Annotated in this window: 12 protein-coding genes; 7 read left to right on the plus strand and 5 right to left on the minus strand. The window is 57.1% G+C overall.

Going from position 1 to position 17,943, the window contains the following annotated elements; genetic code table 11:
* The first annotated feature begins 57 nt into the window (after positions 1-57).
* Complete coding sequence (locus KORLAC_RS16010) at positions 58-810, plus strand: alpha/beta hydrolase (RefSeq protein WP_068308406.1); 753 nt, start codon at positions 58-60, stop codon at positions 808-810.
* Between the two features lie 127 nt (positions 811-937).
* A complete protein-coding gene (locus KORLAC_RS16015) occupies positions 938-2,134 on the plus strand; it encodes a Bcr/CflA family multidrug efflux MFS transporter (protein ID WP_068308408.1) in 1,197 nt (398 codons plus the stop codon).
* Between the two features lie 48 nt (positions 2,135-2,182).
* Here KORLAC_RS16015 and KORLAC_RS16020 read toward each other — a convergent pair whose 3' ends face one another.
* The 5 genes from KORLAC_RS16020 to KORLAC_RS16040 all read right to left on the minus strand — a co-directional run bounded on the left by KORLAC_RS16020 (position 2,183) and on the right by KORLAC_RS16040 (position 13,744).
* The gene (locus KORLAC_RS16020; RefSeq protein ID WP_068308410.1) at positions 2,183-3,631 is read right to left on the minus strand and encodes an inorganic phosphate transporter; all 1,449 of its coding nucleotides are present in this window, start codon (positions 3,629-3,631) and stop codon (positions 2,183-2,185) included.
* A gap of 172 nt (positions 3,632-3,803) precedes the next feature.
* Complete coding sequence (locus KORLAC_RS16025; RefSeq protein WP_068308412.1) at positions 3,804-6,341, minus strand: TonB-dependent receptor; 2,538 nt, start codon at positions 6,339-6,341, stop codon at positions 3,804-3,806.
* A gap of 564 nt (positions 6,342-6,905) precedes the next feature.
* Positions 6,906-9,506, minus strand: a complete 2,601-nt coding sequence (locus KORLAC_RS16030; RefSeq protein WP_068308414.1) for a TonB-dependent receptor plug domain-containing protein — start codon at positions 9,504-9,506, stop codon at positions 6,906-6,908.
* A 244-nt stretch (positions 9,507-9,750) separates the two neighbouring features.
* The gene (locus tag KORLAC_RS16035; RefSeq protein WP_139167398.1) at positions 9,751-10,170 is read right to left on the minus strand and encodes a hypothetical protein; all 420 of its coding nucleotides are present in this window, start codon (positions 10,168-10,170) and stop codon (positions 9,751-9,753) included.
* Between the two features lie 565 nt (positions 10,171-10,735).
* Positions 10,736-13,744, minus strand: a complete 3,009-nt coding sequence (locus tag KORLAC_RS16040) for an SBBP repeat-containing protein (RefSeq protein ID WP_068308418.1) — start codon at positions 13,742-13,744, stop codon at positions 10,736-10,738.
* A 233-nt stretch (positions 13,745-13,977) separates the two neighbouring features.
* Between KORLAC_RS16040 and KORLAC_RS16045 the strand changes: the two genes are divergently transcribed.
* The 5 genes from KORLAC_RS16045 (at position 13,978) to KORLAC_RS16065 (ending at position 17,930) form a co-directional block, all read left to right on the plus strand.
* Positions 13,978-14,265, plus strand: a complete 288-nt coding sequence (locus KORLAC_RS16045) for a YggT family protein (RefSeq protein WP_068309355.1) — start codon at positions 13,978-13,980, stop codon at positions 14,263-14,265.
* A complete protein-coding gene (locus tag KORLAC_RS16050) occupies positions 14,255-14,587 on the plus strand; it encodes a DUF167 family protein (protein ID WP_068308420.1) in 333 nt (110 codons plus the stop codon). Before KORLAC_RS16045 ends, KORLAC_RS16050 begins: the two co-directional genes overlap by 11 nt.
* A 35-nt stretch (positions 14,588-14,622) precedes the next feature.
* Positions 14,623-15,519, plus strand: coding sequence for a bifunctional methylenetetrahydrofolate dehydrogenase/methenyltetrahydrofolate cyclohydrolase FolD (gene folD, locus KORLAC_RS16055; protein WP_068308422.1), 897 nt, complete (start codon positions 14,623-14,625; stop codon positions 15,517-15,519).
* A 68-nt stretch (positions 15,520-15,587) separates the two neighbouring features.
* A complete protein-coding gene (locus KORLAC_RS16060; protein WP_068308424.1) occupies positions 15,588-16,208 on the plus strand; it encodes a MarC family protein in 621 nt (206 codons plus the stop codon).
* 72 nt (positions 16,209-16,280) lie between these two features.
* The gene (locus KORLAC_RS16065) at positions 16,281-17,930 is read left to right on the plus strand and encodes a M28 family metallopeptidase (protein ID WP_068308426.1); all 1,650 of its coding nucleotides are present in this window, start codon (positions 16,281-16,283) and stop codon (positions 17,928-17,930) included.
* Positions 17,931-17,943 lie beyond the last annotated feature (13 nt).

Raw genomic sequence — 17,943 nt, forward strand, 5'->3', positions numbered from 1 at the left:
CGTGTATTTTCTCCCTCAGTAGTGTGTTTTAAACATTAACACTATGAGGGGGCTTATATGCGTTTCCTGCTTTTCTTGATTGGTCTGGTTTGCGTCAGCGCCACAGCCATGGCGGGCCAACTGTCCGCCAATATCCGTATCACCAGCGAACACCTTGGGTATGACCTGCAGTATTGGGTTTATTATCCCTCGGGCGTTAAAACCACCGACCAGCTGCCAACCCTGTATCTGGCGGATGGGCAGCTGTATCTGGAATATGGCAAACTGCACGGCCTGATTGATGATGAAATCAAGGCGGGCCGGATCAAACCCATCATCGCGGTTTTCATCGACCCGCGTGACCCATACTACCAACACAATAACCGCCGCGCTCATGAATTTGTCTGCAATCAAGACTATGTGAATTTTTTTAGGGATGAGTTAATCCCAGCCGTGGAGCGCCAATTTCCGGTAAGCACCAGGCGCGAAGATAGAGTGATTGCCGGCCTGTCATTGGGCGGCCTGAATGCTGGCTGTTTCGGTGTGATGGCATCAGACCAATTCGCAGGCATCGCCATGCAATCCCCTGCCTACTATCCCTTCTCGGATTTGAAGGAGAGATATGAAGCTGCGCCCTTGCAGCCCATCAAGATTTTCTTCAGCGTGGGAAAAAAAGAAACAAGCAAACCCTCGTCGCGCCGGCTGCGCAAGGTGCTTGCTGATAAGGGTTACGATTTGATCTACCGCGAAGTTCATCATCGACACGACTGGAAGAACTGGGGACCGCTGCAAGATGATATCCTACACCATTTCTTCGCTGTATCGGACTGACGTTGCGCTGATCGCGACATGGTGTTGCCGGATGCGTGCTTGAGGCTATATCACCATGCATGCTAGGGCTGTGGCACCGCGCGCGGCGTCACCTGCGTGCCCGTACCATTCAACTGACGGGTATCCGATGAAACTGAGCAGCAAAAACACCGTCGGCCTTGCGCTGATCCTGGGCAGCGTCACGGCGCTGACGCCGCTGGCGATCGACATGTATCTGCCGGCCTTCGGGCTGATCGCTGAGCATTTCGGCGCCGGGCAATCGGATGCTGAGCTGTCGCTCACGGTGTTCTTCATCGGCCTCGCGCTAGGACAGCTGATGTATGGGCCGCTCGCGGATCGGTTCGGGCGCAAGCCGCCCCTGGTGATTGGCCTCGCGCTGGCCAGCGCGGCGACCTTCACCTGTGCGCTAGTGCCCACGATCAGCGACTTTATCCTGCTCCGCTTCCTGCAGGCGCTGGGCATTTGCGCGGGCGCTGTGATTTCACGCGCGATTGTGCGCGACATGTTCGAACCGGTGGAAGTGGCTCGCTTCTTCTCGCTCCTGATGCTGGTGATGGGCGTGGCACCAATCCTGGCACCAATCCTGGGAGCGCAGGTCGCGCTGGCTTTCGGCTGGCAGGCCATCTTCTATTTCATCAGCGGTTTCGGCTTCCTGGCGCTGCTGGCGATCACCCTGTTGCTTGAGGAAACCCACCAACCCAACCCGGGTGTGCAGCTGCTGCGCGCGCTGTCCACCTACCGCGATATTCTGAGGAACCGCACCTTCACCGGCTATGCGCTGGCGGGCGGCGCCGCGCTGGCGGGCATGTTCGGCTATATCACCAGCGCCAAATTCGTGCTGGTGGACCATTTCGGTGTCTCGCCCGAGCATTTCGGCTTCTTCTTTGGCGCCAACGCCGCTGGCTTCATTGTCATGAGCCAGGTCAACCGCTGGCTGGTGCAGCGCTATAGTTTCCACCAGATCCTGCGTGTGGCGCTGCCGGTGGTGCTCTTGTCGGCGCTGGGGCTTCTGACCGCCACCCTGACCGAGGCCCCCTTACCTGTTTTCATCATCCCGCTGTTCACCTTCATCGCCGTGCTGGGCGTGGTGGCCCCCAACACCATGGCCGGCGCGCTGGCAGACGAAGGCCACCGCGCGGGTGCCGCATCGGCACTGGCGGGCTCGCTGCAGTTTTCGCTGTCGTTTGTCTCAAGCGGCATCATCGGCATCACAGAGGCCACCAGCCCCCTGTTGATGTGTCTGGTAATGACAGCCTGCGCGGCGCTCAGCCTTCTGTGCTTCTGGTCATCCGCCCGCCAGACACAACAAATACAGGCGCAATAAAAAAGGCGGCCATCAGGACCGCCCTTTCCTGTCTTTCTTGGCTCAAGCCTAGAAGGCGTTCGACATGGCGTAAAAGAGGGCGGCCGACAGAAGCCCTGACGCCGGCACAGTGATCACCCATGCGGCTGCGATGGTCAGAAGCTCACGCCGGCGCACAAGGCGGCGGTGGGCGATCTTGACCTCTTCTGAACGCGTCAGGCGCCGCTTCTTGTTTTCGCGGCTGTTCAGATATTCCCGAAGGAAGCCAACGCCGAACACCCCGCCAACGGCAATGTGGGTCGAGGATACAGGCAGGCCAAGCCAGCTGGCCGCAATCACAGTGATGGCAGCGGAAAGTGCCACACAGAAAGCGCGCATCTGGTTGAGCTTGGTGATCTTCTCACCGACCTTGCGGATCAGCTTGGGGCCATAAAGCAATAGCCCGATTGAGATACCGATAGCACCAATCGCCATCACCCAGATCGGCAAGGCAATCTTGCCAGAACCCATATCCACCGACTGCGCGGCGCTGACAATAGCCGCCAGCGGGCCAACGGCATTGGCCACATCGTTGGCACCGTGCGCAAACGACAGAAGCGCAGCGGAACAAATCAGCGGGATTGTGAACAATTTGGCCACGGACTTGCGGCGGTTTTCAAGGCCTGCAGCCGCCCGCTTCACCAGTGGCTTGGTAACGGCCCACACGACAGCGAAAGACCCAAAGCCGATCATCCACAGCATGGCGGTGTCAGGCTTCCACAGCTTCTTCAGTCCCTTCATCACCAGATACATGGAAAAGGCGCCGGCCATGATGCCAACGAGCACCGGAACCCAGGTTTCAGCGGCCGCCAACTTATTTTCCTTGGCCAGAATCATCTTCTTGATAAAAAGCAGGAACAGTGCGGCAATCAGGCCGCCCAGCAGAGGCGAGATCACCCAGCTTGCTGCAATGGCACCCATCTTGGGCCATGCCACGCTGGCGGCACCAGCAGCTGCAATGCCAGCACCCACAACACCGCCAACGATGGAATGTGTAGTGGACACCGGCGCGCCAACCCAGGTTGCCAGATTGAGCCACAAGGCCGCGGCCAGAAGCGCTGACATCATGGCCCAGATGAAGGTCATCTGATCCGCCATGGCAGAGGGGTCGATAATTCCCTTGCGGATTGTCGAGACCACATCGCCCCCCGCGATCAGGGCACCTGCGGCTTCAAACACAGCGGCAATGAGAAGCGCGCCAACCATGGTGAGCGCCTTGGAGCCCACAGCCGGGCCGATATTGTTGGCCACATCGTTGGCGCCGATGTTCATGGCCATATAGCCACCGATCACGGCAGCCGCGATCACGAAGATACCCGTGGACCCGTCGCTTTGGGTCATGGCCGTGTAGATCAGCACAAGCACCAGAAATACCAGCGCAACACCAAGATTGGCGATGCCCCGATTTTCTTTCTCCATGCCCGCGCGGAAGGCCTGTATTTTTTTCAGGTCTTTGTTGACCGGATGGTTCTCAACCATGGAAATCCCTTTTCCCGTTAGTCATGCGGGAAAGGACCGCCTGTGCCCCATGCCTTCCCCTTTGGGCGCTTATATCAGGCTGTCAAAAAAATGTAATGAAAATGTCGCACTTCGCTGCAGGCAAAAAAAGGCGGCCCAGAGGCCGCCTTTTCCGCATTCATTTGGTTGGCTTTTAGAACTTGTAGCCGACCGATACACCGTACATACGCGGTGGGTTGGCATAGCCGTTCACTGTGCCTGGCTGGATCACGCCCGGGAAGGCGCTCAGGTAGAACTCGTCGTTAAACAGGTTCCGGCCCCAGACAGAGAGGCTCAGGCCATTTTCCCACTCAAGGCCGGCACTGGCATTGAACAGGCTGACTTGGCGGAACACGCCATCGACGTTATCCACAACCTGCGTTTCGCTTTCATACTGCCAGTCACCACGAACATAACCGGTCATGCTGTCACCCAGTTCGAAGAAGTAGGTGGCGGCGAATGACAGGCTGGTTTCATGGATACCGGCAGGCTTTTCACCGGACAGGTCAACCACGGTACCGTTCGGGCCAGCAGCGCCCGGGAAGCTGTCAAAGACAGGATCGAGGAAGGTACCGGCAAAGCGGAATTCCAGATCTTCGATCGGTACCCATGTCGCATCAATCTCAAGGCCTTTGGTCGACTGCTTACCAGCGTTCGCCAGTACAAAGCCTGTACCCTGGAAGATGTTAGACTGGAAGCCCTTGATGGTCTGGTCAAAGAGCGCGATGTTGATCGCCCCTTTCGAGTAACGGGCCTTGATGCCGATCTCGTAAACGGTCGAGTTTTCCGGGCCCGCATAGAGCGTACCGTACGTCTGGTTCACTTGTGTCAGCCCAGCCGCTTCAAGTGCCGCCTGATTGGCAGCAAACGGACGCGCGTCCCGCGACAGGTTCCAGCTGGTGGATTTGAAGCCCGTACCGGCGCTGAGGTAAACATTGATATTGTCGCTTACCTCATACGCGACGCGTGCCTGCCAGGTTACTTTGTCGTCGTTGGTCTTGCCGTCCTGAACCGAGTTCGGATACGCCAGGAACTGCGGCTGGAACTGCAGGCCCTGCAGGCCCTGGATCGCGCTGGTTACGCCCGCGTTGATCGCGGCAGACGTACCCGGAGCCACGGATTCGATGAAGGCGATGTTTTCAGGCGTTGGCGCGAGGCCGGTGTTTGCCTGGAAGGCCTGACCGAAAAGGGCTGTCGGGATAAAGCCGCCATTGACGGTAAACAGATCGATGCTTGAGAAGGCATCACCATTGACGGTGCTGCCTGTCACGGTTTTCTTATCCTTCGTATAGTTGATGCCACCGGTCAGCGTCAGCCGATCGGTCAGGTGGAAATCAAGCGATGCGAAGAGCGAGAAGGCCGTGTTGTCCTGGGTGAAGGTTTCCCGCGTCGTGGTGTCAGCCGCGAAGAAGGAACCGGACGGCATGCCGGAGAGAAGCTCAAGCGTCGCAAGCGTGCCCGGCGTACCGGTCAGGAAATCGATATAGTTCCTTGTATCCGTACCATATTTCAGGCCCTGGATCTGGGTGATATCCTCTTTGAAGAAATAACCACCAACCATCCAGTCCAGCTTGTTCACGCCGGTCGAGGACAGGCGGATTTCCTGGGTGTAGGTATCGATGTCAGCGTCATTGTAGGCGCTGTCGAGAATGTGCGCGCCCGTATAGTCAGGCTCGGAGTCGTTGAAGCTGGAGTTGCTGCGGTACGACGAGATGGACGTCAGCGTGAAGCCTTCAAAGTCGACGTTCGCTTCCAGCGAGACACCACCGTCCTTGATCTTGTTCACCGGAACCTGGTTGATCGGCGACTCGTAAGCGAACGGGTCGCTATCGTCCAGAACGGTACCGCCCAGAAGCTGGATCAGGCCTGCTGTTGGGCCGTTGATGATGTTGGTCACACCACAGCACAATTCATCAAGTTCGTTATAGTCGGCAATCATGCGGACGGAAACGGTCTCGGATGGCTCCCACAGGGCCTGGCCGCGAATGTTCCAGCGGTCACGGTTGTTGATGTCGTCAATGTTCGGGTCGCTGGTCTCGATATAGCCGTCGCGCTTGTTGACGCCGCCGGAGATGCTGACCGCGAATGTGTCAGTGAGGCCAGTGGTGTAGTAGGCCTTGATCTGACGGGCATCATAGTTGCCGTAAGACGCTTCAATACCGCCTTCAGGCTCGAAGGACGGGGCGGCTGTCACGATACTGATTACACCCGCGGATGCGTTCTTACCAAAGAGCGTACTTTGCGGACCGCGCAGAACCTCTACGCGCTGCAGACGCGGCAGGTCGCCGATCTGGGCAGCGGAACGGGACCTGTAGACACCGTCGATAAACACGCCAACAGATGGTTCGATACCGGCGTTGTTGGCACCGTTACCAAAGCCCCGGATGGCGAAGTTGGTGTTGGAGGACGTCTGCAACGTCCAGACACGCAGCGAAGGCACAACAGACTGCATATCGGAGATATCCAGAATGTGAGACTTCTCAATCGTCGCGGCATCTGTAACCGATACAGCGATTGGCGTTTCCTGAAGCGTTTGAGGCCGCTTCTGTGCCGTTACCAAGATTTCTTCGAGAGTAAAGTCGGAGCTGCTGTCCTGCGCCTGGGCAGAGAGGCTGGCTCCTGTCACGACGGCGGCAGCGGCTGCTGACGTCATCAGAAATGCACGGGTTTTATGCCCTAAGTTCTTGCTCATTGGTTTCCTTCCCATTCCCTTCGACTTTTGCTGAGACACATGAAAACCCGGGGTTCCTGCAACAACTGTCTGGCAACAGCGCTGCGCCTATCTGGAACGGGACTTTCATGGCAAAAGCCAAGATCTCCACAATGCATTGTGACCAGGGGAAAAATAGTGAACAGCGGAGGTCCTGCGACCGACCCGCCTGTATGCTCCCAGCTTCCTCCCACAGCCAAACCATCCTGGCCAACCCAACCGACAGTGTCGGCGCCTTCCTGGGCCAGAAACGATTTCGGTGCAATTGTGCCTCTTGATTTACGTTAACGTCAAGCGGTTCAACACCAGCTCTCCAAGATTTCAAGTGATTGTGTATCGTCAAAACAACAATAAAAAACCCCGGAAACCTGCCGCTTTCTTGTCGAATCCCCTTAATTCCGTAACGTCAACTGAGACCTCTTAGCATCGAATACTCACCGCGTTCGGAAGGCTCCTTGGCGGCAACTTTTTTTGTCCCTCGTGAATACTCAGTCCTTAAACCAAAACCGGGGCGAATGATTTCGCCCCGGTCTCTGTGTTTTCATTTTAGAATGATGCGCTTAGCTTCGCATAAACCATCCGGCCGCGAGGGTCGTGGGTCCGCGATTCATAGCCACCGTTTGTCGAAACATAAGGTGGAGCCTTGTCGAAGGCGTTGATCACACCCAGCTGGATGCTGGAGCCATCGCCACCGTCAAACAAACCGCCCAGGTTGAAGGTATATTGTGCATCAACCGTGGTCATTGCCCCGACACGACTACCCGCATTCTGGTCGTCGTCCATGCCGCTGATATGACGGATATAGAAGCGGAAGTCATGGTCTTCATTGGTCCAGGACATGCCTGTGTTGAAGCGCCAGCTTGGCGTAGGGCTACCGAAGTTCGAGAAGTTCCGGTTGCCTGCACCGTCCACTGCACCGGCCTGTGGGTCTTCCAGATCATACTTCAGGACGTGGGTTGCCTCGAAGAATGGCTGGAAAGTGCCATAGTCGGTGTCGAAGGTGTAGCGGGCGTTGACATCGAAGCCCTGCGTTTCCACGCTGGAGGCATTCAGGAAGTCAACAAACACCAGAAGGATGGTGCCCGACGTTCCGTTTTCGCCAGACCGGAAAACCCGGGATGGATCTGTTGGGAACGCATTCACAACAGCCTGCGAGTTCTCGGCGATGATTACGTCTTCGAACTTGTAGTTCCAGTAGTCGATGTCGAACTCAAAGCCGCTATTGCCGGAATAGCTGGCACCAAAGTTCCAGGCCTTGCCGGTTTCAGGGCGGATGTCCCGGCCACCGTCAGGCGCCACAGACCGCACTGCCGCGAAGGCCGTACCGCCCGTGACCGGATCAGACACCTGCTCAAGCGCCGTGGTACCACCGGCCACCTGCAGCACGCTTGGTGCCCGGAAACTGGTAGAATAGCTGCCGCGCAGCGACAGGCTGTCCATCGGACGATAGAGAAGCGAGATCTTCGGATCTGTGGTGCTGCCGATATCGCCGCCATAGCTCTCATTACGAAGCGCCAGCGACAGATCGATCTGGTCGGTAATCGGGATCAGGGTTTCAGCGAAGAGGCCCACGGCGGAGCGATCTTCAGAGAAGTCCTGGTTACCGATCAGGAAGGCAAAACCGTCTGCGTTCGAGACATCGTCATAATCACGACCCCAGAACTCACTCCGGTACTGCATGCCAACGGCAATGCCGATATCGCCTGCTGGCGTCGACCCGATAGAGCCGGACAGGACAGCATCAACCACTTTGGTATTTGACGAACCGTCAATCACCTGGGTGCCAATGATATAGTCAAGCACTTCAGGGCTGTTTGGCAGTGTCGAATAGCTGGTGGCGAACGGGTTATAGAACAGACAACCGTTGGCACCCGGCACGCCGGCCCCAATGTCACAGTTGTTGCCACCAAAGCCCGCCAGCGCACGCTGGAAGTTCGCTGTCAGCGTGTCTTCTGTATTGAGGACATAACTGTTGTCCGCAATGGTGAAGCCAACGTCATAGCTCCAGGTGTCGTTGATGTCGCCTGTCAGCTCGATGTTGAAACGGTAGGTTTCCGATGTGGTCAGGTTCGGTGACACTTCCCCGCCGTTACCAATGGCACGGCCCAGGAAGGTTACGCCCTGCCCGAACGGGTTACCCGGGTGATAAGCCGGTACGCCGGCCTGGCTCAGTTGCAGGTACGGGAAGGTTGGCGAGTTGCCGCGCCGGGCTTCCGTATCTGCCCAGCCGCCTTCAACACGCAGCTGGTGGTTATCGCCCAGTTGCTGAGTAACAACAGCATACGCCTGCTTGCGCTCTTCTTCCGGTACCAGGTTGAAATAGTCACCAAAGTCAAAGCCACAGGTACCGATGCGGGCAACCCCGATGTCCACTGCGACATTTGCCTGGCCACCGACTTCCTCACAACCGGTCGGGTCGATCACAGGCACCACAGAGCCCACTGCCGCGATGATGGACGGCACATAATAGGCGCCCGGGTTACCCAGCACCGAGCTGTCGTCAGCTGTCTGGCTCAAACGACGTTCCTCGGTTGTCAGAGGCGTCCGGTCATAGTAGCTGAAGGCACCCATGACGTGGGTGGTGTCGTTGCCCCAGCCGAACTTGGCCTGATAGAGCGCATCAGACTGGCTGCCCTGATCGGTCAGTGTCTGATATTTAACAGACGCTTCCACGCCTTCGAAATCATCGTCTGTGATGAAGTTCACCACACCGGCAACGGCATCTGTACCGTAAATGGCGGCAGCGCCGTCTTTCACGATCTCAATCCGCCGAACAGCAATCTGCGGCACAAGAGAACTGGTATCAACAAAGGCAATACCGTCGTTCGTAACTGTACCTGCAACCACCTGACGGCGACCGTTCAGAAGCACCAGCGTGGAGGCCACACCAAGGCCGCGCAGGTTAAAGTTGGATGTCCCCGTGGTGCCGTTCTGGGTGAAGGCGTCCGGGTTATTCTGAGCACCGTTGTTGATGGTCAGCGTCTGGACCAGGTCTGCCACGTTGCTGGCGCCGATCTGATTCAGGTTGTCTGCGCCGATCACTGCAAGCGGCGATGGGCTGGTGAACTGGGATTTCCCTTTAAGGTAAGTACCGGTAACTACAACTTCTTCAATGGTAAATTCTTCGTCGCTTCCATCCTGGGCCATAACTGAGCCCGAGGCTAGGAAAGCAAGACAACCGGCTGTTAGCGCGGTCGTTTTAAACAAGCGGTTCTGGCGCATGTTTCCCCTCCGTGATGTTTAATACAACTTCATTAGTCCTTCCCACTTATATGGGATAGGACGATTGCCAGAGGGGTCAAGTAATTCGCTTCATTAATTCATTGGATTTGGAGAGGTGTTACTTTTTCACCACAGCCCATAAATCAGGCATCCTGACGCTGGTATGGCGTCAGCTTGGTTCGATCAACGCCTGCTTGACATAGACAGACACGACACCAGACCCCAGACGCTGGTCGGCATAGGGCGTCAGGTAGGCCTTGACGATATCGGGGTCGATCGGGCGGGAAACACTGAAGCGCTGACGCGCAAGCACTGTCAGCGCGCTGTTGAAATCGGCCCTGAGCTGCGGCAGGCGGGTGCGGACAAATTCATGCCCGCCCTTCTGTTCAATAACCAACACGAGATGCATGGTTACCTGGCCTCGAACGCGCCCACGCTCCAGAAGCGCCATATTGAAGGGCTTCATCTCGATCCTGGGCTTGCCGACGTCCTGAATCTCTTCGCCCTCTCCGTCCTGGGCGCGCACATCCTGCGCCCCAAATCCAGAAAGGAGAACCATCATGATGGAAAAAATAACCGAAAGGCGCATACTGCTTCTGTCCTTGCTTGTCAGGGCGACGTCAGGGCCCATTCAACAGGCCTTGTCTCGTCAGGCTTGATCCTTCTAAGCCATAGTGTGTGAATAATGGCTGAATGACAATCACACTTCAGCGACTTTCTGTTGTTGCTATTTGCGACATAATTGCAAAATAAGACAATATATGTTGCTTTTTGCAATTATCTTTTCATGAAAAACAGAGCCCTATCAATGGAAAATTACATAAACTATTGAAAATAAAGAAAATAAAAAGTCGTCTAAAAAATGGCACGGAGTTTGTATTGTATAGAAGTACCTCTCGAGCAGGGGTGCGGGAATAGGTAAATTTATTTACTCGACCCCCAATCGTGCACCTGTTCCCGCCTACCCCGCCGAGAGAGGTACCTGCCAAAAGACCAGCCAGAGCCGCACCAATCGTGCGGCTTTTTTATTATCCAGCCGCTCCATGTGAACCCTTGAAAACTCCCGCACATACAGACATGCAGACCCAAGGCCCAAAGGCCGTTGGTTAAGGCCGTTGGTTAAGGCAGTTGACTAAACCGGATTGGAAAAAGCGTCAGACAAACAGGCTGAGCGAAGGTGAGGACGCGCCGGACTGCAAGCGTGCGAGACCCGTCTGGAAGTTGGCAAGCTGGGCCTGCAGGTGCGCTGGCACCGTGCCCTGGGTTGACCGACCTTCTTTGATCAAGGCCTTCAACGGGTTATATTCGAGCGACCGGAAAGCGCGCTGCACTGAGCTTATCGCGCCATCAAACAAGCTCAGCACATATTTGGCTGTCGCCTTGTCCTTGATATGCAGCTCGCCCTTGAGGCCGAGCCCGAACGCACCACCCAGATTATCTGGGTCAGTGCCGTCTTCTTCTTCGTCGTCACCCAGGCCAAAAACCTCGTTCTTTGGCAGCAATTTGCCAGGCTCAAGGCCGATACGCTCCAAAAGGTCACGGTCGCCGGTACCCGGCAGAAGGTCAATCGATACACCGTCATCCAGCGTCGAGATCGTGAGCTTGTCGCCTTCTGCCGTGCTGGCAACATCCACATCGATCTTGCCGAAGCCGGCGATGCGCAATTTACGCTTGAGGTCATCAAAGGTGTCGCCGTCGCTCAGGGTGATCTTCTTCTTGGTGCCTCCATCAACGGAGATATAGAAGAAATCGCCTTCCTTGGCAGACGTTTGTGTCTGGATATCCAGTGTCTCGTCAATATTAACCGTGCCGGTTGGCAGGCCCAGGGTTTCAAGCACAGAGTTGCCCTGCGTGGTAAAGGCCAGGCCGCCAACTGCGGATTTGGACAGACCTTCGCCATATTGCTCCATGTCTTCAAGGGCGCCCGTCTTTCCGTCGACCCGCGCCACAAAGGCGTCAACAGAGCCCCGCGCCGTCTCACCCGACAGCGTCCCAGCCGTGGAGCCCGCCACATAGACAACCTGATCAACCACTACCACATCATTGATGCGGTCGGTGCCGCTGGTTGACAGGTACGTGGTGCTTTCAGCCTTCAGGTTGGACTTGCCGTTCAGGCTGAGCGCGCTGACAAATCCTTCAAAGCCACCTTCCGCGGTCCCCACAACGGTGGCAGTGCCGCTGGCATCAAGGGCTGAATTGGTGGTCACGCCCGCGATGTAAACATCGCTATTGGTGTTATCGATGGCGATGCCCTGGATCGAGCCACCGGTACCCAGGCTGCCCATATTCAGGAAATTGGTCGTGTCGCTGAGGTCAGTGGCATCCAGCCGGTATACGACGGCGTCGCCGCCCTCTTCCACCGCCACGACAATGTCATCATTGCCGTCAATGGCAATGCCTTTGATCACGTCATTGCCGCTGGTGCCAAAGACGCTCGAGTCCTGCAGGCTGCCGTCGCTGCCGGACAGCTTCAGGATCATGGCATCCTGTCCGCCGGTAAAGCCGGAGGTGGAGCTGATGGCAGACTTGGTATAGCCACCCACATAAATGTCGTTGTTGCTGTCAACCGCCACACTGTAGGCCGCGGATTCGCCAAAGGTATCCAGCTGGTAACGGAACACTTCATCGCCGCGCTTGCTGATTTTGGTGACAAAGGCGTCTGTGCTGTCGATCACGTCGCTGGTGGACAGCTCGCTGTCGGTCTTGCCCACCACAATGACATTGTCTTCACTGTCAACCGTGATTCCGTAGGCATCGGCGTCACCGGCCACGCCCAGCAAACGGGAGAAGACCACATTGCCTTCGGTGTCGAATTTGGTCAGGAACACATCTTCGCCAGACGCCGTATTCAACTGATGCCCGAAGCTGCCATCGGACGTGCCCACTACATAAATGCCACCTTCGCTGTCCACCGCAACCCGGCTTGCCGTGGTATCGGCATTGACCTGATAGTCGCTGTTCACGTTGGTGATGGACAATTCATTGTCAGCTGAGTCTTCCTCTTCATCATCGCTCGATGTGCCCGTGACATCCTCTTTGGATTCAGCCAGCAATTTGTCGCGCAGGCTGGCGATTTTTGGATCCAGATCGTCGTCTTCCTGCTCGGCCACCTGCTCCTTCACTGCACTGGCTTCATAGTCGATGCCCGAGAAGGAGGTCACATCATCAATCGCCAACGTGCCGTCAAGACCATTGATCTCCGTGATCCGGCTGGTCACGGCAAAATCGTCATCCAGCTGCGAAACGGCGGACGCCACATAGAGCGTTGGTGTGGTCACGGCAGCGGACAATGTGACCTCTTCCGTGATGGTACCATCAATCTGCAGGCTGTATTTGCCGCTATCGCCGTCGCGGCGCACATCAAAACGCGTTAAATGCTTCGGCGTCGGGTCGCCGTTGCTATCAAGAATGGTCAGCGCCTCAATCTGCGTGTTGATATAATCCTTGATGTTATTCAGTGACAGCGTGCCGGAAACCCCCGACAGGTCAACCTGGATATCATCTGTTTCGCCGCTCTTTGTGACGGAAATCGTGAAGACCTCATCCCCCACCAGGCCGTCGATCGCCGCGTTGGGATCGGTGGTGATCAGGCTGCCGTTCGATTCCGAGCTGTTTTTGCCCAGGCGGGTCGTCGCCTCGGTCTTGTATTCCTTATCGCCCAGGAAAAGGTCGAGCTTTTCAAGGTCAGCCGTGGACAGGAAGTCACGGACTTCATCAAGGCCCGCCTGGAATTGATCATTGAGGCGCGACAGCGAAGAAGTCGATGTGCTGTCCTGGGATGCATATTCCGCCAGGACACGCAGGTTATTGAGCGCCTTATAGAGCGCAAATGTGGCCTTCTTGTCGGCATCACCCACGGCGTCCAGGTCATCTGCCTTCAGGTCGATGAATTTGGTCAGCTCGCGGACTTCGCGGATTTGCTGGCTGAGGGTTTTGGATTCTTCCGGCACTTGCCACGGCGGGATCACAGCATCGCCGCGGCCACTCAAGGAAAAGGCGGCACGCTGCTCAGCGGTCAGGGTCGACAGCGAACGCTGTGCCATTTTGGCGTCGACAGACATGGCAATAAGCGACGTATCAATCCCGACAATCTGTGGTCGGAACGTCTGCTGCTGCGTGGGTCCAAAAAGACCGCTAAAGCTTGTGCCACCAAAAAACGCCATGCGCTATCTTACCAGCTTTCTGCCACTGCCAGGTGGGCATTTTTTGCCCCATAGGCAATTCTTACCCAGGGGCGTATCATTTTGAGCCATTCGACTCGGAACCCCAGGGTATTTTTTGCCGCTCAATTGCATTTCGCGGCTACTCACATTACATGTCTTGCAATAACTGTGACAGTTTACCCCAAGGCCTGATAAGGATCGGTTAACAGGAAAAAGGATCGAAAATGGTCGTCATTGATGCACTGCTGCAAGTTTCCTATGTCGCGCTCGACATCTTCAAATGGATGTTGATCATCAGCATCATTCTGGGGTGGCTGATCCATTTCGGCGTCGTCAATGCCTACCAGCCGTTTGTCCAGACCGTCGGGCGATTCCTGCATGCTGTCACCGAACCGGCCCTCAAGCCGATCCGGCGCTTTATCCCCACCATGGGTGGCATGGATATATCGCCCATCGTCCTGTTTCTGCTGATCATGTTCCTCCAGCGGCTGATTATCAACATCCTCTATAATGTCGGATAGGCTGCTTATCCGGGTGGCTGAAGGCGTCAGGCTGCACATCCGCCTGACACCGAAGGCCGCCGCCGACAAGCTTGACCGCATCGACAGAGACGCCGAGGGCCAGCTGCGCCTGCGCGCAACCGTTACCGCCATCCCCGAAAACGGCAAGGCGAATGCCGCGCTCATCAAGCTTCTTTCCAAAAAACTCAGGTTGCCCAAATCGGCCATTCGCCTTATAGCGGGGGACCAGAACCGGAATAAGACGATTCTCTTTGAGGGCGTGCCGGACGAACTATTTGATGCGCTCGACGCAAAGCTTCGCGAGCTGGGCCTGATGGGTTAGGCAACAGTGATCGCGACCACCGCACGGAGACACCCATGCCCACCGCCAAACTTATCGATGGTAAAGCCTTTTCAGCCAAAGTGCGCGAAGGCGTCGCCAAGGATGTTACCGCCCTTAAAACCAACCACGGCATCACCCCCGGCCTTGCCGTCGTGATTGTGGGCGAAGACCCCGCAAGCCAGGTCTATGTCCGCAACAAGGTCAAGCAGACCGCCGAGACCGGCATGAACAGCTTCCACTTTGAAATGCCTGCCGACACCAGCGAAGACGTGCTGCTTGCCAAAGTGAATGAGCTGAACGCCGACCCGGCCGTGAACGGCATCCTGGTGCAGCTGCCGCTGCCGAAGCATATCAATGAAGCCGCAGTGATCGACGCCATCAATCCTGAAAAGGATGTGGACGGCTTCCATGTGATCAACTCCGGCCTACTGGCCACTGGCGGCAAGGGCATGGTGCCCTGCACGCCACTTGGCTGCCTTTTGATGCTGCAGGACACACTCGGCGACATGAGCGGCAAGAAAGCCATCGTCGTCGGCCGGTCGAACATTGTCGGCAAGCCGATGGCGCAGCTTCTGCTGGATGCCAACTGCACCGTCACCATCGCCCACAGCCGCACGAAGGACCTGGCGGGCGAAGTGGCTGAAGCCGATATTGTCGTGGCCGCCGTTGGCCGGGCAGAGATGGTCAAGGGCGACTGGATCAAGGAAGGCGCAACCGTTATTGACGTGGGCATCAACCGCATCGACGCGCCCGAACGTGGTGAAGGCAAAAGCCGCCTTGTGGGCGACGTGGAATTCGGTGCAGCGGCCGAGCGTGCCGGTGCCATCACGCCGGTTCCAGGCGGTGTTGGCCCCATGACAATTGCCTGCTTGCTCAAAAATACCGTGACAGCGACCTGTCGTCAGAACAATATTGATCCTGACACGCTTTAAGACTGGCAGCCTTTAGGACCTCAAATTCAACAGGCTGATAACCGCGACTGAATGCAGGAGCATGCGTCATGTATGAAGCCTTTATCGCCGCCTTTATCGGCCTGTTCGTGATTGTAGACCCGATCGGCATCGCACCGGTTTTCGCCGGCCTGACCCAGGGCGCAGACACCAGCCACAAGCGCACCATGGCCGTCAAAGGCACCATCGTGGGCACATTGATCCTGGTGTTTTTCGCGCTTGTCGGAAAGCCGTTCCTGAATGCCCTTGGCATTTCCATGGATGGCCTCAGGGTCGCGGGCGGGCTGATGCTGCTGATCATCGCGCTTGAAATGGTGTTCGAGAAACGCACGGAGCGGAAGCAGGAATCGGCTGAAAAGTTCGACGAATATTTCGAGGATATTTCGGTTTTTCCCGTGGCCATTCCCCTGCTTGCGGGTCCTGGCGCCATCGCCACCATCATGCTGACCATGTCCAACTATGAAGGCGACCTTGAGGCCCAGGGCGCGATCCTGGCGGCGCTGGCGGTTGTCATGCTGATCACGCTTGTTATCTTCTTCGCCGCCTCCAAGGTGATGGACTGGCTTGGCCCCACCGTGAATGCCGTGTTGACCCGCCTTCTGGGCGTGATCCTGGCCGCCCTGTCGTGCCAGTTTATCCTCGACGGCATCAAAAACACATTCATTGCATAAGCAAGAAGTCGCATTGACAGCAGGGCTGCGACCCGCCACTCTCCGCTTCGAACCTTAAGCGGGGAGTTTTCCATGAAGAATTTTGCATTGACCGGGGCGCTATTGCTCTCGCTCGCGGCCTGTGGCGACAGCCAGAAGCCGGACGAGACAGCCACCAGCTACACCATGAATACAGAGGCCCTGAAGGGCCATGTTACCACGCTGGCATCCGATGAATTCGGCGGCCGTGCGCCCGGCACACCGGGCGAGGAGCTGACAGTCGCCTACCTTGAAAAGGCCTTCCGGGATGCGGGCCTCAAGCCGGCGAACGGTGACAGCTACACCCAGGCCGTGCCACTGGTGTCGATCGAGACCAAAGACGCGCCCGAGATGACCATCAAGGGCGAAGGCGGCGAGCTGAAGCTGGCCTACCGTGCCGACCATGTTGTCTGGACCCGGCGCGAGCAGACCGACAGCGAAGTGCACGAAAGCGACATGGTGTTCGTGGGTTACGGCATCAACGCGCCCGAGCGCGGCTGGAACGACTATGACGGCGTGGACGTGAAGGGCAAAACCGTGGTGATGCTCGTGAATGATCCGGGCTATGCTACGCAGGACCCGGACCTGTTCGCCGGCAACACCATGACCTACTATGGCCGCTGGGACTATAAGTTCGACGAAGCCGCCCGCCAGGGTGCCGCCGCCGCCATCATCATCCACGACACCAAACCTGCCGCTTACGGCTGGATGACAGTGGACAGCAGTTGGACCGGCCCCCAGTTCGGCCTGGTGCGCGAAGACAAGGGCACAGGTTTTTCGGAGGCAGAAGCCTGGATCACCAAGGAAAAAGCCGGTGAACTGTTCACCATGGCGGGCCTTGACCTCCAGGCCATGTATGACGCGGCCAAGACACCTGGCTTCAAGGCTGTGCCGATGAACCTTGAGTTCTCTACCCATTTCCGGTCCGACGTCGCGCACATGGACAGCCGCAATGTGGCGGGCTTTGTGGAAGGCAGCGAGCGCCCCGACGAAGTGTTCGTCTATATGGCGCACTGGGACCATATCGGCACCGACCCGACCGTTGAGGGCGACGGCATCTATAATGGCGCGCTCGATAACGCGACCGGCACCGGCGGCCTGATTGAACTGGCGCGCAAATATGCCTCTGGCCCCAAGCCGAAGCGGTCTGTGCTGTTCCTGGCCGTGACGGCCGAAGAACAGGGCCTTCTGGGCTCTGCCTATTATGCCGAACATCCGCTGTTCCCGCTGAAGGACACCGTGGGCGGCATCAATATGGACGGCCTGAATTTCTATGGCCCCACTCGGGACGTAACGGTTGTGGGCCTCGGCAACTCCGAACTGGATGACGCCCTGAAGGCCGCCGCCCAGGCACAGGACCGCATTCTGGTGGCCGACCAGGAGCCCGAGAAGGGCTATTTCTACCGCTCTGACCATTTCGAGCTGTCGAAAAAAGGCGTGCCGATGCTCTACCCCAACTCGGGCTATGACCACCGCGAAAAGGGCCGGGCCTACGTGGAGGCCATCGTCGCGGAATATATCGAAAAGCACTATCACTCCCCGTCTGACGAATACCGCGACGACTGGGACCTGACCGGTGCCGTTGAGGACCTGCGGCTTTACTACACCACCGGCCGCAGCCTGATCGACAGCGACGCCTGGCCGAACTGGCGCGAAGGCACCGAATTCAAGGCCACCCGCGACGCCCAGCGCAAGGCTGACTAAGGCTATTTGTTCG

The organism is Kordiimonas lacus, assembly GCF_001550055.1.
Taxonomy (GTDB): domain Bacteria; phylum Pseudomonadota; class Alphaproteobacteria; order Sphingomonadales; family Kordiimonadaceae; genus Kordiimonas; species Kordiimonas lacus.

What these genes read in the sequence shown, in the direction of transcription:
- KORLAC_RS16030 (WP_068308414.1), bottom strand. Translation starts at nt 9,506, where the DNA reads ATGGCCCAGGATGGAAGCGACGAAGAATTTACCATTGAAGAAGTTGTA.
- KORLAC_RS16050 (WP_068308420.1), top strand. Translation starts at nt 14,255, where the DNA reads ATGTCGGATAGGCTGCTTATCCGGGTGGCTGAAGGCGTCAGGCTGCAC.
- KORLAC_RS16060 (WP_068308424.1), top strand. Translation starts at nt 15,588, where the DNA reads ATGTATGAAGCCTTTATCGCCGCCTTTATCGGCCTGTTCGTGATTGTA.
- KORLAC_RS16040 (WP_068308418.1), bottom strand. Translation starts at nt 13,744, where the DNA reads ATGGCGTTTTTTGGTGGCACAAGCTTTAGCGGTCTTTTTGGACCCACG.
- KORLAC_RS16015 (WP_068308408.1), top strand. Translation starts at nt 938, where the DNA reads ATGAAACTGAGCAGCAAAAACACCGTCGGCCTTGCGCTGATCCTGGGC.
- KORLAC_RS16035 (WP_139167398.1), bottom strand. Translation starts at nt 10,170, where the DNA reads ATGCGCCTTTCGGTTATTTTTTCCATCATGATGGTTCTCCTTTCTGGA.
- KORLAC_RS16010 (WP_068308406.1), top strand. Translation starts at nt 58, where the DNA reads ATGCGTTTCCTGCTTTTCTTGATTGGTCTGGTTTGCGTCAGCGCCACA.
- folD (WP_068308422.1), top strand. Translation starts at nt 14,623, where the DNA reads ATGCCCACCGCCAAACTTATCGATGGTAAAGCCTTTTCAGCCAAAGTG.
- KORLAC_RS16025 (WP_068308412.1), bottom strand. Translation starts at nt 6,341, where the DNA reads ATGAGCAAGAACTTAGGGCATAAAACCCGTGCATTTCTGATGACGTCA.
- KORLAC_RS16020 (WP_068308410.1), bottom strand. Translation starts at nt 3,631, where the DNA reads ATGGTTGAGAACCATCCGGTCAACAAAGACCTGAAAAAAATACAGGCC.
- KORLAC_RS16065 (WP_068308426.1), top strand. Translation starts at nt 16,281, where the DNA reads ATGAAGAATTTTGCATTGACCGGGGCGCTATTGCTCTCGCTCGCGGCC.